14 protein-coding genes are annotated in these 16038 nt (G+C 75.3%); 4 read left to right on the forward strand and 10 right to left on the reverse strand.

Features of this window, described 5'->3' with window-relative positions; all coding sequences use genetic code 11:
* Positions 1-49: 49 nt before the first annotated feature.
* Positions 50-901 carry a sulfurtransferase gene (locus tag B086_RS0101215; protein ID WP_018564597.1) on the reverse strand — a complete coding sequence of 284 codons (852 nt, stop codon included), beginning with the start codon at positions 899-901 and terminating at the stop codon, positions 50-52.
* A 243-nt stretch (positions 902-1144) separates the two neighbouring features.
* On the opposite strand from B086_RS0101215, the gene B086_RS38865 reads away from it, so the two are divergent.
* A complete protein-coding gene (locus tag B086_RS38865) occupies positions 1145-1999 on the forward strand; it encodes a VOC family protein (protein ID WP_018564598.1) in 855 nt (284 codons plus the stop codon).
* Positions 2000-2669: 670 nt separating this feature from the next.
* On the opposite strand, the gene B086_RS0101225 is transcribed toward B086_RS38865, so the two are convergent.
* The 5 genes from B086_RS0101225 to B086_RS0101250 all read right to left on the reverse strand — a co-directional run bounded on the left by B086_RS0101225 (position 2670) and on the right by B086_RS0101250 (position 8658).
* On the reverse strand, positions 2670-3857 hold the full coding sequence (locus B086_RS0101225) for a DUF2201 family putative metallopeptidase (protein WP_018564599.1): 1188 nt from the start codon (positions 3855-3857) through the stop codon (positions 2670-2672).
* Between the two features lie 10 nt (positions 3858-3867).
* The gene (locus B086_RS0101230) at positions 3868-5076 is read right to left on the reverse strand and encodes a sigma 54-interacting transcriptional regulator (RefSeq protein ID WP_018564600.1); all 1209 of its coding nucleotides are present in this window, start codon (positions 5074-5076) and stop codon (positions 3868-3870) included.
* On the reverse strand, positions 5073-6890 hold the full coding sequence (locus tag B086_RS38870; RefSeq protein WP_051115733.1) for an ankyrin repeat domain-containing protein: 1818 nt from the start codon (positions 6888-6890) through the stop codon (positions 5073-5075). Before B086_RS38870 ends, B086_RS0101230 begins: the two co-directional genes overlap by 4 nt.
* On the reverse strand, positions 6887-8023 hold the full coding sequence (locus B086_RS0101240) for a hypothetical protein (RefSeq protein WP_018564601.1): 1137 nt from the start codon (positions 8021-8023) through the stop codon (positions 6887-6889). The genes B086_RS38870 and B086_RS0101240 overlap by 4 nt, the downstream gene beginning before the upstream one ends.
* 218 nt (positions 8024-8241) lie before the next feature.
* Positions 8242-8658 carry an ATP-binding protein gene (locus B086_RS0101250; protein ID WP_018564602.1) on the reverse strand — a complete coding sequence of 139 codons (417 nt, stop codon included), beginning with the start codon at positions 8656-8658 and terminating at the stop codon, positions 8242-8244.
* Positions 8659-8715: 57 nt separating this feature from the next.
* On the opposite strand from B086_RS0101250, the gene B086_RS0101255 reads away from it, so the two are divergent.
* Both B086_RS0101255 and B086_RS42350 read left to right on the forward strand, forming a co-directional pair.
* Entirely contained in the window at positions 8716-9477 is a 762-nt protein-coding gene (locus tag B086_RS0101255; protein ID WP_078530945.1) for a helix-turn-helix domain-containing protein, read from the forward strand.
* Positions 9474-9998, forward strand: coding sequence for a DUF397 domain-containing protein (locus B086_RS42350; protein ID WP_018564604.1), 525 nt, complete (start codon positions 9474-9476; stop codon positions 9996-9998). Before B086_RS0101255 ends, B086_RS42350 begins: the two co-directional genes overlap by 4 nt.
* Positions 9999-10032: 34 nt before the next feature.
* On the opposite strand, the gene B086_RS0101265 is transcribed toward B086_RS42350, so the two are convergent.
* The 4 genes from B086_RS0101265 to B086_RS0101280 form a co-directional block, all read right to left on the reverse strand.
* Positions 10033-10683, reverse strand: a complete 651-nt coding sequence (locus B086_RS0101265; RefSeq protein ID WP_018564605.1) for a thymidine kinase — start codon at positions 10681-10683, stop codon at positions 10033-10035.
* Between the two features lie 58 nt (positions 10684-10741).
* Positions 10742-11935 (reverse strand): alkaline phosphatase family protein, encoded by a 1194-nt coding sequence (locus B086_RS0101270; protein WP_018564606.1) that lies wholly within the window; start codon positions 11933-11935, stop codon positions 10742-10744.
* Positions 11935-12531 (reverse strand): DUF5998 family protein, encoded by a 597-nt coding sequence (locus B086_RS0101275; protein WP_018564607.1) that lies wholly within the window; start codon positions 12529-12531, stop codon positions 11935-11937. The genes B086_RS0101270 and B086_RS0101275 overlap by 1 nt, the downstream gene beginning before the upstream one ends.
* Positions 12532-12632: 101 nt before the next feature.
* Entirely contained in the window at positions 12633-15545 is a 2913-nt protein-coding gene (locus tag B086_RS0101280) for a bifunctional GNAT family N-acetyltransferase/acetate--CoA ligase family protein (protein WP_018564608.1), read from the reverse strand.
* Between the two features lie 122 nt (positions 15546-15667).
* Between B086_RS0101280 and B086_RS0101285 the strand changes: the two genes are divergently transcribed.
* Positions 15668-15949 carry an HPr family phosphocarrier protein gene (locus B086_RS0101285; protein ID WP_018564609.1) on the forward strand — a complete coding sequence of 94 codons (282 nt, stop codon included), beginning with the start codon at positions 15668-15670 and terminating at the stop codon, positions 15947-15949.
* The last annotated feature ends 89 nt before the right edge of the window (positions 15950-16038 follow it).

Consider the following 16038-nt stretch of genomic DNA (forward strand, 5'->3'; position numbering starts at 1 on the left):
GGCCGCACCGGAAGGCGCGGCCCTCACCCGTACGCGTACTCCCCGTCGGCTACTGCGGCTCCGCGCCCGTCGCCACCGGGCGGGACGGGTCCGCGGACCACTCCGACCAGGAACCGACGTACAGCGCGGCCGGGATGCCCGCCACGGCCAGGGCCAGTACCTCGTGCGCGCCGGAGACGCCCGAGCCGCAGTACACACCGACGTGGGTGCCGTCCGCGGCGCCCAGCTCCCCGAACCGCTCGCGCAGCCGCCCGGCGGGCAGGAACCGGCCGTCCGGGCCGACGTTCTCGGTCGTCGGCGCGGACACCGCGCCCGGGATGTGGCCGCCGACCCGGTCGATGGGCTCGACCTCGCCCCGGTAGCGCTCCCCGGCGCGCGCGTCGAACAGCAGTCCGGAGCGGGCCAGCTCCCCCGCGCCGTCGGCGTCGAGCAGTTCCAGGGCGCCGGGCTCCGGGACGAAGTCGCCCTCGGCCGGTTCGGGAACCGTCTCCTCCAGCGGGCCGTCCCAGGCCGCCAGGCCCCCGTCGAGCACCCGGACGTCAGGGTGCCCGGTCCAGCGCAGCAGCCACCAGGCGCGCGCCGCCGCCCAGCCCTGCCCGCCGTCGTACACGACGACCGGACGTCCGGAGCCGACCCCGGCACGGCGCATCGCCGCGCCGAACTCGGCGAGGTCGGGCAGCGGATGGCGGCCGTGCGCGCCCGGCGCGGAGGCGAGTTCACGGTCCAGGTCGACGAAGACGGCGCCGGGCAGGTGGCCCGACGCGTAGGCCGCGCGCCCGTCGAAGGGCGGTTCGCCCGCGGCCCTGGCCGTGCTGAGCTGCCAGCGGACGTCGAGCAGGACCGGCGCCCCGGCGCCCCCGAGGGCGGCCGCCAGATCGGATGCGTAGATGATGGCGTTCATGGCCACCATCCTTGCGCACGGGGTGGCCGCGGCGTCCAGGTCCCGCTACTCTGCTCGGCCGGACAGGTCCGGTCACCAGGCGTACGGGATCAGCCACATGCTGTGCAGCCGATCGACATCCGTCGGAAAGCACGCCGAAACGGACAGGACACCGCACACGGGGCATCCTCCGGTCATCGTTCCGAGTCCGGAGAGCGAGCGGAATCGACGCGGCCACCGCGAGGGGCCGAGAAGAGAGTGACGATGACTCAGGCACCGGATCCGGCCGACCGGGACGGCCGGGCGAGCGCCCGGCACACGCCCGGGACACCCTGCTGGGTGAGCCTGATGGTGCACGACATGACCGCGACCCAGGGCTTCTACGGCGAGCTGTTCGGCTGGGAGTTCGAGCCGGGTCCCGCCCAGCTCGGCCCCTATGTCCGGGCCCGGCTGGACGGGCGGCAGGTGGCGGGCATCGGCCTGCTGCCGCCCGACCGCCATCTTCCGGTCGCCTGGACCCCGTATCTCGCCTCGGACGACGTGGATGTGACGGCCGAAACGGTACGGCTGTGCGGGGGCACGGTCGGGGTGGGGCCGCTCGACGCGGGCGAGGTCGGCCGGCTGGTGCTCGGCTCCGACCCCTCCGGGGCGGTCTTCGGTGTCTGGCAGGTGCCCGGGGAGCGCGGGGGCGCCGCCGGTGGCCGGCCAGGGGCGCCGCTCTGGAACGAGCTGCGCACCTTCGAGACCGCGAACGTCGCCAAGTTCTACGCCTCGCTGTTCGGTTACGAGGAGCGGCGCCCGGAGTCCGGCGGTGCCGGAGCGGGCGAGGAGGCCGCCGACCGGGTGACGCTGTGCCTGGACGGCCGGCCGGTCGCCGGGATCCTCGGCGCGGGGCCCGCGCTGCGGCACGACGGGGGTCCGCACTGGCTGACGTACTTCGAGGTCGCCGACACGGACGCGGCGGTGGAGCGGCTGACCGGGCTCGGCGGACGTGTCGTCGCCCCGGCCCACGACACCGCCCGCGGCCGCACCGCCACGGTCACGGACCCGGAGGGCGCCCGCTTCGCGGTGCTCCAGCGCGGCGGCACGGGAGCGGACAGGCGGCGCGCGGGCGGGTGAGGCGAGCGCCGACGGCCCGTGCCCCGGCCCCGGGCGCGGCGGGCCCGCGGCCGGTTCCGCGCGGGGCGCGGGGCCCGGGGCTCTGGGTGCTCCTGCTGCGCTGGTGTCCGTGACGGGGGCGGGACCCGTCGCCGCGGGGGCGGGCTCGGGGCATCGGGCGCGGGCGCCGTGTCCCGGTGCGGATCGAGGCCGTGTGCGTGGTTCAGCGGGGTGGCGGGTGGCCCGGTGGCCGAAGTGGCGGGACGGTAGCGGTCGTTTCGAGCGGCAGCCCTGGAACGGCGGCGGCCACGCCGGGGCCGCAGGCACGGACCGATGACCGCGCCTCGACGGGGCGGCGGGTCGATGGGTCAGCGGGGCGGTGGCCGCGCTGCGGCGGGGCGCAGGGCGGGCCGTCCGTGCCGGGGCGGCGGGCGCGGGCCGGTGGACGCGTCGAGTGGCAGACCTGGACCGGTGGAACACGCCTCGGCGGGCGACGGGACGGTAGCCGTGCTGCGGTGGATCGGCGGGGTGGTGATCGTACGGGGCGGGAGCGCCGGACCCGGGCGCGCGGCGGACAGGCCGTGCCGGGCGGGGGCGGTGGACGCGGGCCCGTGACCGTGTCGGGCGGCAGAACCGGACCCGTGGGCGCGCCCCGGTGGGGCGGCGAGAGGGTGGCCGTGCTGCGGCGGGGTCAGGTGGGTGGGATGCGTATCGTTTCCGCCCAGTGCGGGGGGTGGGGGGCGTCGGGGCCGATCAGGGCGGCTATCAGGCGGCAGGAGGTGGGCTGTTCGGGCCAGGGGGTGAGGCCGTCGGTGAGGACGATGACGATGCCGGGGCGGTCGGGGGCGGTCAGGGCGGCGTCGATGCCGACGCGCAGGTCGGTGCCGCCTCCGCCGCCGAGGACGACCTGTTCGGTGGCCGTCACCCGGGACACGGCCTGCACGTCGGCGTCGCAGGCGAGGACGGTCACGCGGTTGCCGCGCACGCCGACCTCGCGCAGCACGCCCGTCACCTCGCCCAGGGCGGCGGCGAGTTCGGCCTCGCCCATCGAACCGGAGGTGTCGACGACCACGGCCACCCGGGGCAGCGGGCGGCGCAGGCTCGGCAGCACGACTCCGCGCAGCGCCGGGGTGCGGCGCGAGGGGCGGCGGTAGGTGTAGTCGACGGCGCCTCCGGCCCAGGCGGCGGCCTCGCGGACCGCGCCGGACAGCGCCTGGCGCCAGTCGACCGTGGGTTCGAGGATCGCCTCGGCCCAGCGCCGCCAGCCTCCGGGCAGGGTGCCGCGACCGCGCTGGTGGGCGCGCATCGCCTCGGCGGTGTGCCGGCGCAGCGCCTGTGCCTCGGTCTCCCCGAGACGGGCGGGACCGGCGGGGCCGGTGATCTCCCAGGGCACCGGACGGCCATGGGCACCCGATCCGCAGTCGTGTGCCTGGCGGTGGGCGGGCAGCCCCGGCAGATACGCCTCGAACAACTGCCCCTCCGGCAGACCGAAGAGGCGGGGCTCGACACGTCCGGCGGGCAGCCGCAGACCGTCGGCGAGGAGGTCGTCGTTGATCTCGCAGTCCTGGGCGATGTTCACCCGGTGCGCGTCGCGCTGGTCGGCGGCGGGCAGCCGCTCGGCGCGGCCGTGGTGGTCGCGCAGCAGGTGCGCGGCCTCGTGCACCCATACGCCTGCGAGTTCCGCGACCGGGGTCGCCTCGACGAAGGCGGGCGACACGTAGCAGCGCCAGTGCCGGTCCACGCCCATGGTCGGTACCTCGTGGGAGGGGACGACCGTCAGGGCGTACAGGGCCGAGGCGAGATACGGGCGGTCGCTCGCCGCGCGGTAGCGGGCGGCGAGCAGCTTGGTGGTGTCCAGCTCCCGGCGGGCGTCCGTCATCGCCGTGCCCTCACGGGCTGCCGGGCAGGGCCCCGGAGAGCCGGAGCAGGTCGAGGAAGCCGTCGATGCCGGGCGGCACCGGCCAGTCCGGGTGGCGCATCGCCGCGAGGTCGGTGGCGGCGCGGGCGGCCACGTCCGGTACGCCCGCCTCCACGGCCTTGCCCAGCACCGTCCAGCCCGCCTCCCAGCGGGGCCGGGTGAGGTCGCTCCGGACAGCGGCGACCACCGCGATGAGAAAGGCCAGTTGGCGGTCGCCGCGCTCGGGCAGGGCGAACGCGTCGGGGTCGGCGAGGACCCGTTCGGGGTCCGGGAGGTCGAGGTGTTCCAGGTACGACAGCAGTTCGATGCCCGCGCCGTCGCCGACCGCGCCGGTGAGCGCGGCGGCCACCGCCTCGCGCCCGGCGCCGGTCGCGTAGCCGGTGGCGAGCAGCCGCAGCGCCATCTCCCAGGTGCGCGGGGACGGCCAGGAGCGGCCCCTGCTCTCGGCGTCGGCGGGCAGGTGGTGGACCAGTCCCGGCCGGGCGGTGAGGAAGCCGGAGACGGCGCCGCGGGCCCGTGCCACGGCGCCGGGCACCTTGCCCGCGTCGACCGTGGGGACGGCCGCCTCGGGCCAGGTGCCGGCCATGCCGCGGGCGACCGTGCGCGGGTCATGCGTCCAGTCCAGGTGGACGAAGCGGTTGGCCAGCGGCGGGCTGAGGTGCCAGCCGTCGGCGGCGCTGGAGGGCGGGTTGGCGGCGGCGACGATCCGGACGGCGTCGGGCAGGGCGAGGCTGCCGACCCGGCGTTCGAGGACGACGCGCAGCAGTGCCGCCTGGACGGCCGGGGGCGCCGAGGAGAGTTCGTCGAAGAAGAGGAGGCCCTGTCCGGCGCGGGTGAGCCGGACCGCCCAGTCGGGCGGGGCCATCGGCACTCCGGTGACCGCCGGATCGTCGCCGACGATCGGCAGCCCGGCGAAGTCGGAGGGCTCGTGGACGCTGGCGATGACCGTCTCCAGCGGCAGGCCGAGTCCGGCGGCGAGCTGTTCGAGGCCCGCGGACTTGCCGATGCCCGGCTCGCCCCACAGCAGGACGGGCTGATTGGCCGTCACCGCAAGCGCCAGCGCCTCCAGTTGGGTGCTGGTGGCGGGTTCGGTGTGCCGGACGCGCAGCCGGTCGACCAGGTGGTCGGCGGCGGCCAGGGGGCTCGGGGAGTGGGTGCCTGTGGGGCGGGTGGTGCTCACGGGGTCCCGTCCTCGCCGTCGTGGGCGTCGTCGGTGTCGTACTGCTGCTGCTCCCGTTCCTTCTCGTCCAGCCACCGGTCCAGCCAGGCGACGCCGAGGTCCGGATGCTCCGCCCGTACACGCTCGCGCAGGGGGGCCAGGTCGGTCCGCCGGTAGCGGCGGATGATCTGGGCCAGGGAAAAGTCGGACTCGTCGACGACGTCGAGCCGGGCACCGGCGGCGACGAGCGCCTCCACCAGGGCACGGGAGCCGCCGTCGTTGACCGCGGTGAACAGCGGGGTGCGGTCGCGCCGGTCGCGGGCCTCCAGGTCGAGGCCGTGCGCGAGCAGCCGGGGCAGCAGCGTCTCGTGGTCCAGCAGGTGCAGGACGTGCAGCAGGGTGCGTCCGGAGGCGTCCCGCACCCCCGGGTCCATGCCCAGGTCCAGCAGGGCGAGCACCCCGTGGGTGTCGCCGTGCTGGGCGCGCAGGAACAGTTCCCGCCGCTGGGCGCGCAGGGCCCTGGGCAGCCGGCCCTCCCCCGACGTCCAGGTCTGCCGGACGGCGAAGCAGCCGGTGACGGCGCCGCCGAAGGCGCGCAGGGCCTGCTCGCGCCGCTGCTCCTCGTCGCTGTGCGGCATCTGGAGCAGGCCGCCGCCCGGCCGGAAGCCGACCTCGTGCCACGCGCCGCGGCAGCGGACCCGGATGGGTGCGGGGACACCGGGTCCGGGCGGTCCGCCGGGGCCGCCGGTGGCGCGCAGCGCGGGGAACAGGGCGTCGCGGACCAGCGGGTGCAGGTGCTCCGCGGTGATCCCGCCGTCGCGCAGCAGGTCGAGGTCGGGCAGGCGGCGCCAGCGCGCCTCGGCCAGGAACGGCACGCCCTGGGCCTTCGTCCGGTCGACGAGCCGGGCCCTGAGCCCGGTCCCGCCGGACGGGGGCGTCTCCAGCAGGAGGTGGGTGCGGGAGTCGCTGCCGAGGAGGAAGCGGTGTCCGGCGCCCGCCTCGGCCGACCCGCGGACCTCGCGCTCCAGCCGGGTGTGGTCGAGGGCGAACCGGCCGAGGAACGCCTCGGGGTCGGACCGGTACCAGCGGAAGCCCTGCGGTGGCGGGGTCAGGTCGGCGTCGACACCGGCCGCCGCGAGAGCCGCGCGGCGGTCACCGCGCTGGTGCAGCAGGGTGATCCATTCGGCGCGGGCCGCCGGGTCGCCGGGGCCGGGGTCGGCGGTGGGCAGTTCGTCCACGGCACGCGGGGTGCCGTCGGGGCGGAGGAACGGGAGGCGGTCGTGGGCGCCGCCGCAGCGTTCGCGCAGTGCGGCGGTGTGCCGGGCGTCCCACAGGTGCCGGGCGTGCCGCCAGTCCTCGGTCCGGGGTCCGAAGACACCGGGGGCCCGCTCGTCCTCGACCGTCCGGAACCGCAGGGCGACCCGCTGCGGGCCCTCCCGCATCGCGGGGGTGGTGACGTACAGGTACGGGGTCGTGCCGGGGTGTTCGGCCGGGTCCACCGGGCGGTAGCGGGCGAGGACCACGGTCCGGTAGGTGTCCAGGGTGGTCCAGCCGCCGAGCAGCCGGGGCAGATGCCAGTGCAGCAGGTCGGGGACGAGGTGGCGCAGGTCGTCCGTCAGGGCGTCGGCGACGTCCTGGCCGCAGTGGGAGGCGATCTCCGCGAGGTCGAGGGCGAGGTCCACGCGGGCCGCCGCGCACGCGCCGCGCCAGTCGCCGGCCAGGCGGCGCTCGGTGGCCTGTTCGATGGTCGTGCGGGTCACCGCGTGGCGGCGGATCCGCCGCCGGGCCGCCGCCTCCTCGGTGGAGAAGCAGGGCGGTGCGGGGCGCGGGCTCACCGGTAGACGCTCCCTATCGCGCGCAGGTCGGGGTGGGTGCCGGTGCCGGGCCGCAGACGGCGGGTGAAGGACCGCTTGACCTTGCGGGGCAGGCCGGGGCCCAGGCCGACGTACTCCAGCGGCGAGTCGTCCGGTACGGCGGCGAGCAGGGACTTGGCGCCGCGTCCGGTGAGTCCGGTGTGGCGCAGTTCGAGGCGGCGCAGCGGGCTGCCCGGCAGGGCGGCGGCCAGGGCACCGGCGCCTTCGTCGCCGGTGGCGTTGGCGGGGGCGCCCAGGCTCCGTTCGGAGGGCGGGCGGCCCAGGTCGAGCGTCTCGATGCCGGTCAGGGCCTCCGCGAGGGCGCGCGCCCCGGCGGGGCCGATGCCGTTGCCGCCCAGGCCGAGCCGCAGCGGGCGGGCGGGGTCGGCGGCCGCGGCGAGGACGGCGGCGCCCTCGTCGCCGAGGTGGTTGGCGGGCAGGTACAGCTCGCGTACGCCCGCTTCGCGCACGAGCGCGGCCAGCGGTCCGGCGGCGTCGGCGGTCAGGCCGTTGCCGCCGAGGAAGAGGCGTTCGACCGGCTGCGGGCGGTCGGTGAGGGCGTCGAGCAGGGCGCGCAGTCCGGCGGTGGTGAGGCCGGTGTTGACCAGGTCGAGGGTGCGCAGGGCGGTGTTGCGGCGCAGCAGCGCGGCGAGCGCGCGGGCGCCGTCGTCGCCGACCGGGTTGCGCTTGAGCCACAGGGCGCGGACGGTGGTGTCGGCCGCCAGCGCTCCGGCGAGCGCGGTGACGCCGTCCGGTCCGATGCGGTTGCAGCCGAGGTAGAGGGTGTGCAGCCCGTGCGGTCCGGAGCCGACGGCCCGTGCCACCGCGGTCGCGCCCTCGTCCCCGATGGCGTTGGTGCCGAGCAGGAGGTGCCGGGCGTGCGGCGAGGCGGCGGCCACGGGCAGCAGGCGGGCGGCACCGGCCGCGCCGAGTCCCTGCTTGCACAGGTCGATCCGGCCGTCGGCGCGTACGGTGCCGAGCGGGAACGTCTCGTCGTCCGCCACCGGGCGTGCCGAGCCCAGCCGGGCCAGCAGCGGGTCCAGCGCGGCGGGATCGCCGATCGGGATGTCCGGGTGCTCGATCGCCGGGCAGCGCACGGGTGTCGGCTGCGTCATCACCACTCCACCGGTCCGTCGCCGGTGCCCGCCTCGCCGGGGGCGGCACCGCTCCCGGCCGTCCGGGGCCGGACCGACGCCCATCGACTTCCTCCACGACAAGGGTGGCAAGGCTGGTCGGATTCGAACCGACGTCCTCCAGCTTGATGCGGGGGCGCGACGACCACTGCGCTACAGCCTTGCCGTGGAGATCATAGCCATATCCGCCTGGCCGCCTCTCAGTTGACTGCGGGGCCGGGTCCCGCGTACTCGGCCCAGACGGTCTTGCCCGGTCCGTCCGGGCGTGGGTGCCAGCCCCAGCGGGCGGCCAGGTGCGCCACGAGGAGCAGCCCGCGGCCGGACTCCTCGGCACCGGCGGCGCCCTGCGGCGGGCCGGGGCGGCGCGGGAGGCGTTCGCCCCGGGTGTCGGTGACCTCGACGCGGACGGTACGGGCGCCCGCGGCGGCGTGGAGAGCGAGCCGGAAGTCCCGGCCGGGCACATGGCCGTGCCGTACGGCGTTCGCGGCCAGCTCCGCGACGATCAGCACGATCGCGTCGTGCGCGTCGGTGCCGTACGGGATGTCCCACGCGTGCAGGCGGACGGCCGCGAGCCGGCGGGCGAGGCGGGCCCCTCGGGGTGTGGAGGTGAACCTCATCTCGAAGGTGTGGTCCGGCCGCGGCGCGGGGCGGGCGGGGTCGTGGCCGGGCAGACCATGAAGATGCTGCGGCTGCGGGAAGGGCTGGAGCGCGAGGAGTTCGGGCGGCGGCTCGGGTACTCGGCGTCCACGATCGCGTCGTTCGAGCAGGGACGGAGGATTCCGACTCCGCAGACGATCGAGCGGGCGGACGAGGTGCTGGGGGCGGGCGGGTTGCTGTGCCTGTGGCAGGAGCAGGTGGAGCGGGCTCAGTATCCGGCGTTCTTCCGGGGGATGGCGGCGTTGGAGAAGAAGGCGGTCGAACTGGTCTCGTACAGCATGCCCGTGCTCAACGGCCTGCTCCAGACCGAGGAGTACATGAGAGCACTGCTCGCCATGAGGCGCCCTCCCCTCGACCAGGAAACAATCGAGCAGCGCGTGACATCAAGATTGGCTCGGCAGAGCATCTTCGAGCACCAGCCCGCACCCTTCCTGAGCTTCGTGCTCGACGAGTCCCTTCTGCGACGTCCGTATGGCGGCCGGGCAGTGCTGCACGGGCAGTTGGAGCATCTCCTGCTGATCGGACAGAAGCGCAATGTCGAGATCCAGGTCATGCCGCTCGACCGTGAGGACAACGCGGGGGTGAACGGGCCGTTCACGGTCGTCACGCGCAAGGACGGCAAGAAGTTCGTGTACGCCGAGGCGCGGGGTATCGGCTCTCTACAGACCGACTCGGAGCAAGGGGTTCTGGCTGCCGCACTCCATGGGATCATCCGATCACAGGCTCTCAGTCCGCGGGAGTCAACGGAGTTCATCGAAGGGTTGCTGGGAGCGCCATGAACAACGCTGAGTCTTCGACCGTCGTCTCCGGCCTCGCCTGGTTCAAGAGCAGCTACAGCGGAACAGAAGGCGGGGAATGCGTAGAGGTCGCACCCGCCACGACACTCGTACACGTCCGCGACTCGAAAACCGCCACCGGCCCCATGCTCACGGTCTCGCGTGCGGCATGGACGGGCTTCATCGACCTCGCCTGGACCAAGAGCAGCCACAGCGGAACAGAAGGCGGTCAGTGCGTCGAGGTCGCGGCTGCCCCGGCTGCCGTGCACGTCCGCGACTCGAAAGCCACCACCGGACCCAAGCTCACCGTCTCACGCACGGCCTGGGCCGGGTTCGTCGGCCTCACCTGGACCAAAAGCAGCCGCAGCGGAACAGAAGGCGGCGACTGTGTAGAGGTCGCAGCAGCCCCGGCCGCCGTGCACGTCCGCGACTCGAAAGCGACCACCGGACCCAAGCTCACCGTCTCGCGCACGGCCTGGGCCGGGTTCGTCGGGGCTGTCGCCTCGCCGGAGGGGCGGGGCTGACGCTCGTGCGGATGGGGCCGCCCTGTCGGCGGGGTCAGGCCGGGGTGACCGGCAGGACGTCCGGGGACAGGGCCGCCGCGCGGGCCGAGGCCGCGGTCATGCGGCGGCGGTGGTGGCGGCGGCACAGCACCTCGTAGCCGATCTCGTCCGGGGACTGGTCGACGTCGCCCACGACGACCTGGGCGCCCTCCACCACCATGACGCCGCCTACCGTGCGGGCGTTGTGCGTGGCGCGGGCGCCGCACCAGCACAGGGCCTCCACCTGGAGGACCTCCACGCGGTCGGCGAGTTCGACCAGGCGCTGGGAGCCGGGGAACAGCTTGGAGCGGAAGTCGGTGGTGATGCCGAAGGCGTAGACGTCGATCTCCAGGTCGTCCACGACACGGGCGAGCTGGTCGATCTGCTCGGGCGCGAGGAACTGCGCCTCGTCGGCGATCACATAGTCGGCCCGGCCGCCCTGGGAGAGGTGGTCGACCAGGTAGGAGTAGAGGTCGACGCCGTCCTCCACCTCCACGGCGTCGGTGACCAGACCGAGGCGGGAGGACAGCTTGCCCTCGCCCGCCCGGTCGTCGCGGGTGAAGATCAGACCGGCGAGTCCGCGCGCCGAGCGGTTGTGCTCGATCTGGAGAGCCAGTGTCGACTTCCCGCAGTCCATCGTTCCGGAGAAGAACACCAGCTCGGGCATGAGGGGGCGGGCACCTTTCGGCGAGGTCGCGGGTCGGGGAAGGGGCGGGCGGCGAGGGTCAGGGGCGGGCTTCGAGCAGCGGGACGAACTGCTCGGCCGGGGTCATGGAACCGTGGTTGCCGACCATCAGGGACTCCTTGGGCTCCCGCTCCGAGGCGATGAGCAGGACGTCGTCCCGGGCCGCCGCGATCACGTCGCCGAGTCGCTCGTACACCCGGTCGTCGATCCGGGGCCCGAACCAGCCGGCGTCGATCGCCTCGTCCCGCGAGGCCACCCAGAACTGCTCCCCCAGCACCTCGCGCCAGCAGGTCAGCACGTCACCGGCGGCGCCGGGCACCGCGTACACGTGCCGGGCGCGGCCCTCGCCGCCGAGCAGGGCGACACCGGCGCGCAGCTCCCAGTCGGCGTCGAAGTCGATGCGGTGCTCCTCGTCGAAGACGATGTCGACCATGCCGTGGTCGGCGGTGACGTAGAGCGCGCTGCGCGGCGGAAGCTGCTCGGCCAGCCGCTGGGCGAGCCGGTCGACGTGCATCAGCTGGCCGCGCCAGGCGTCGGAGTCCACGCCGAAGCGGTGGCCTGCGCCGTCGAGTTCGGAGTAGTACGTGTAGACGAGGGCGCGGTCGGCCGCGGCGAGCTGCCCGGCCGCCACGTCCATGCGCTCCTCGCCGGTCAGCCGGCCCAGGAAGGTGCCGCCGCTGAGCGCGACCTTGGTGAGCGGGGTGTTCTGGAAGGCCGGGGAGGAGACCTGCGCGGCGTGCACCCCGGCGCGGTGGGCCAGCTCGAAGACGGTGGGGTACGGCTGCCAGGCGCGCGGGTCGGTGTAGGGCTGCCAGCGGAGCTGGTTCATCAGCGCCCCGGTGGCCGGGTCGCGCACCGTGTAGCCGGGCAGTCCGTGCGCGCCCGGGGGCAGGCCGGTGCCGACGGAGGCGAGGGAGGTCGCGGTGGTGGCCGGGTAGCCGGCGGTGAGCGGACGGCCGGTGCCGCCGCGCGAGCTGCCCAGCAGGGAGGTCAGGAAGGGCGCCTCGTCGGGGTGCGCGCGCAGCTGCTCCCAGCCGAGGCCGTCGATCAGGAAGACGCAGGCGCGGTCGGCGGGGGCCAGCTCGGGGATCGCGGCCGTGGTCCCGGGGACGTCCATCCCGGCGGCCAGGGTGGGCAGCAGGTCGGCGAGCGACCCCGATCCGTAGGCGGGGACGGGCGCGGAGGCGACGGCGAGGGGCTCGGGGTGGTCCCAGGCGGTGGGCTGGGCCGGCATCAGCGGGTGACGTCCGCGGTGGCCTCGGAGACCGCCTGGGCGAAGGCGAGCGTCTGGCGCACGGTCTCCGGGCCGTCCCCCGCCTCGCTGACGCGGAGGCTGAGGTCGTCGGCGGTGGAGTTCCCCGTGTAGCCGTGGTCCGCCTCGCAGTTCGGATCGCCGCAGGCGGCGGGCTCCAGGTCGATGCGGGAGACGGCGCCCCAGCCGATGGTGAGGACGACCTCGCGGGGCAGCGTGCCCGGGGTGTACTGCTCCGGGTTGGCGACGACCCGGCTCACCACGACCGACGAGATCCGGCCGAGCTTCACCGATTCGGTGGACGTCGTGGCGTACGGCGTCGGGGAGGTGCTGTCGGCCGCCTGCTCGTCGGTGTGGCTGACGATGAAGCGGTTGGCGGTGAGGACGAGCACGGTGACGTGCCGCCGCACCTCGTTCTGGTCGAAGGTGGTCTCCTGGTGGACCAGGTACGACCGGATGGGCTCGCCGCCCACGGCGGCCTCCACCGCCTCGGCCACGAGAGCCGGGTAGTAGCCGCTGCGTTCGATCGCCGCCCGCAGCCCCTGGGTCGTCGTACTGGTCTTGGCCATGCCGTCCATCCTACGGGGAGGCACTGACTGCCAGGCACCGGTTCGTCGCGGGGAACGTCCGGGCGAACCGGTGGGCGGGCCGTCGGCGGGCGGTCAGTACGCCGGGAGGGTCAGTACGCCGGGAGGGTGCGCGGGCCGAGGTCGTCGCGGACGGGCGGCGGGGCCAGGCGCACGCTCGCGCCGAGGACGCTCACCCCGTGCGGGGCGACGACGACCGGCTCCAGGGTGACGGCGGCGACCTCGGGGTGGTCGTCGACGAGCCGGGAGACGCGCAGCAGCATCTCCTCCAGGGCGGGGGTGTCGACCGGCGCCGAGCCGCGCCAGCCGAACAGCAGGGGGGCGGTGCGGATGGAGCGGATCATGGAGGTGGCCTCCCGGCCGGTGACCGGGACCAGGCGGTGCGCCATGTCGTCGAGGAGCTGGGAGGGGGCTCCGGCGAGGCCGAAGGAGAGCACCGCACCGGCCGCCGGGTCGATGACCGACCGCACGACGGTGTCGACGCCCCGGGGCGCCATGGTCTGCACCACCGGCCGCACCTCCTGCGGGCTGCCGAACAGCTCGGTCAACTCCGCGTAGGAACGGCGCAGTTGCTCCTCGTCGGCGAGGTCGAGGCGGACGCCGCCCAGGTCGGCGCGGTGGCGCAGGTGCGGGGCGGTGGCCTTCAGGGCGACCGGGTAGCCGAGGGTGCGGGCGGCCTCGGCGGCGGCATCGGCGGTGGGCGCGGGGACGGCCCGGCGGACGGGGATGCCGTAGCGGGCGAGCAGCGCGCAGGTGTCCTCGGCGCCGGGCGTGAGGCCCTCCCCGCGGTCCAGGAGGCCGGTGATGAGCGCGGCGGCGCCCTTCTCGTCGATGTCCTCGTACTCCGGCACCTTGCCCGGTTCGGCCGCCTCGCGCCGCCACTGCCCGTAGCGCACCGCCTCGGCGAGCGCCCGCACGGCCCGCTCGGCGGCGGGGTAGGCGGGGATGAGGCGGGGGGCGGGTGTCTCCGGGTCTCCGGGTGTCTCCGGGCCAGGGGGTGTCTCCGGGGCAGGGGGTGTCTCCGGGCCCGGTGGGGTGCTTGTGGCCGCGGTGGCTTCCGCGTCCGGCGGGACGCCGGGGGTACCGGTGACCGCGGAGGCACCCGGGAGCGGAGGCTGCTGCGGAAGGGAGCCGCCGGGCTGGGGGCCCGTGCTGGCCGCCGCCGACAGGGCCTCGGCGAGGCCGCCCAGCTCGACGTGGACGACGAGGACCGGCTTGGCCGGGTTCGCCAGGGCGGCCGAGCGCAGCGCCCCGGCGAGGGCGGCGTCCTGCGCGGCGCCCTCCCCCACGGCCGGGATCGCGGTGACGACGACCGCGTCGCTGCTCTCGTCGGCCAGCGCCCGCGCCAGCGCGGCGCGGAAGTCCTCCGCCGAGGCGGCCGTCGTCAGGTCGTGCGGCGGCTGCGGCCGCAGCCCCTCGGCCAGGCAGCGGTCGTAGGTGAGCACGCCCAGCGACTCGGAGTTGCCGAGGATCGCCACCCGCGCTCCGGCGGGCAGCGGCTGCCGGGCCAGCAGCAGCCCGGTGTCGACCAGTTCGGTGATGGTGTCCACCCGGATCACCCCGGCCTGGCGCAGCAGCGCGGACACCGTCGCGTGCGGCAGCCGGGTCGCGCGCACGGCGTGGCCCTGCGGGGCGCCCGCGGCCTGCACCACCACCAGCGGCTTCACCGCCGCCGTGCGCCGGGCCAGCCGGGTGAACTTGCGCGGGTTGCCGATGGACTCCAGGTACATCAGCGCCACATCGGTGCCGGGGTCGTCGTACCAGTACTGGAGGACGTCGTTGCCCGAGACGTCCGCGCGGTTGCCCGCCGAGACGAAGGTGGAGACGCCGGTCACACCGGTGACCCCGCCGCCGCGCCGGTGCAGCCGGGAGAGCAGGGCGATGCCGATGGCCCCGGACTGGGTGAACATGCCGATCCGGCCGGGCCGCGGCATCTCGGGGGCGAGCGAGGCGTTGAGCCGGACGCCGGGCGCGGTGTTGATGATCCCGAAGGCGTTCGGGCCGATGATCCGCATACCGTACGCGCGTGCCTGCCGGACAAGGGACCGCTGCCGCTCGCGGCCCTCGGGCCCGCTCTCCGCGTACCCGGCGGAGATCACGACGAGCCCCTGCACCCCGTGCTCGCCGCACTCGGCGACCACCTCGGGGACCCGGTCGGCCGGTACGGCGACCACGGCGAGGTCGACCGGCTCCGCGATCTCCCGCACCGAGCGGTGGGCGGGCACCCCGTCGATCTCCGCGCGCTCCGGCTCGAAGGCGCGGTTGACGGCGTACAGCGGGCCGGTGAACCCGGCCTCGCGCAGATGGCCGAGGATGCCGCGGCCCACGCTCGCGGGGCCGCGGCCGACGCCGATCACGGCGACCGAGCCGGGCAGCAGCAGCCGCCGCACCGAGCGCCCCTCCGCGCGCTGCTCCCGCGCGCGCTGCACGGCCAGCGAGCGGTCCGTCGGCTCGATGTCGAACTCCAGTCGGACGACACCGTCCTCGAAGCTGCGCTTCTGGGTGTACCCGGCGTCGGTGAACACCTTGATCATCTTGGTGTTCGCGGGCAGCACCTCGGCGGAGAAGCGGCGGATGCCGCGCTCGCGGGCGACGGCCGCGATGTGCTCCAGCAGGGCGGAGGCGACCCCGCGCCCCTGGTGGGCGTCCTGCACCAGGAAGGCGACCTCGGCCTCGTCGCCGGGCGCCGGGCCGGGCGCTCCGGCGGGGCCGATGCGGTCGTAGCGTACGGTGGCGATGAACTCGCCGCCGACGGTGGCCGCGAGCCCCACCCGGTCCACGAAGTCATGGTGCGTGAAGCGGTGGACGTCCTTGGCGGACAGGCGCGGGTAGGGCGCGAAGAAGCGGTAGTACTTGGACTCGTCCGACACCTGCTCGTAGAAGCTGACCAGCCGGTCGGCGTCCTCGGCGGTGATGGGCCGGATCCGTGCCGTGCCCCCGTCGCGCAGCACCACGTCGGCCTCCCAGTGGGCGGGGTACGCATGCCGGTCCGACGAGGTCTGCATGGGGCCCAGCGTACGGCTCGCCCCCGGGCGGCGGCGCGAGGCGGTGTGTGGCGTACCCACACGGTGCCGCACGTATGGGAAACTGGTCTAGACAACCTGCTACACCTGAAGGGCAGCATCACATGGCTGAGCGCCGCGTCAACGTCGGCTGGGCCGAGGGTCTCCACGCCCGCCCCGCTTCCATCTTCGTCCGGGCCGCCACGGCCGCAGGGGTCCCCGTGACGATCGCCAAGGCCGACGGCAACCCCGTCAACGCGGCCTCCATGCTGGCCGTGCTCGGCCTGGGCGCGCAGGGTGGCGAGGAGGTCGTCCTCGCCTCCGACGCCGAGGGCGCGGAGGCCGCCCTGGAGCGGCTGGCCAAGCTGGTCGCCGAGGGCCTGGAAGAGCTTCCCGAGACCGTCTGAGCGGCCGGAGGGAACACACAGCGCGTCCGGGAACCGCGTCTCCCCCTGCGGGGCGGCGCGGTTTTCGTGTGTCCGCGTGAATTCCCCGT

This window comes from Streptomyces sp. PsTaAH-124 (assembly GCF_000373685.1).
In the GTDB taxonomy this organism is placed as follows: domain Bacteria; phylum Actinomycetota; class Actinomycetes; order Streptomycetales; family Streptomycetaceae; genus Streptomyces; species Streptomyces andamanensis.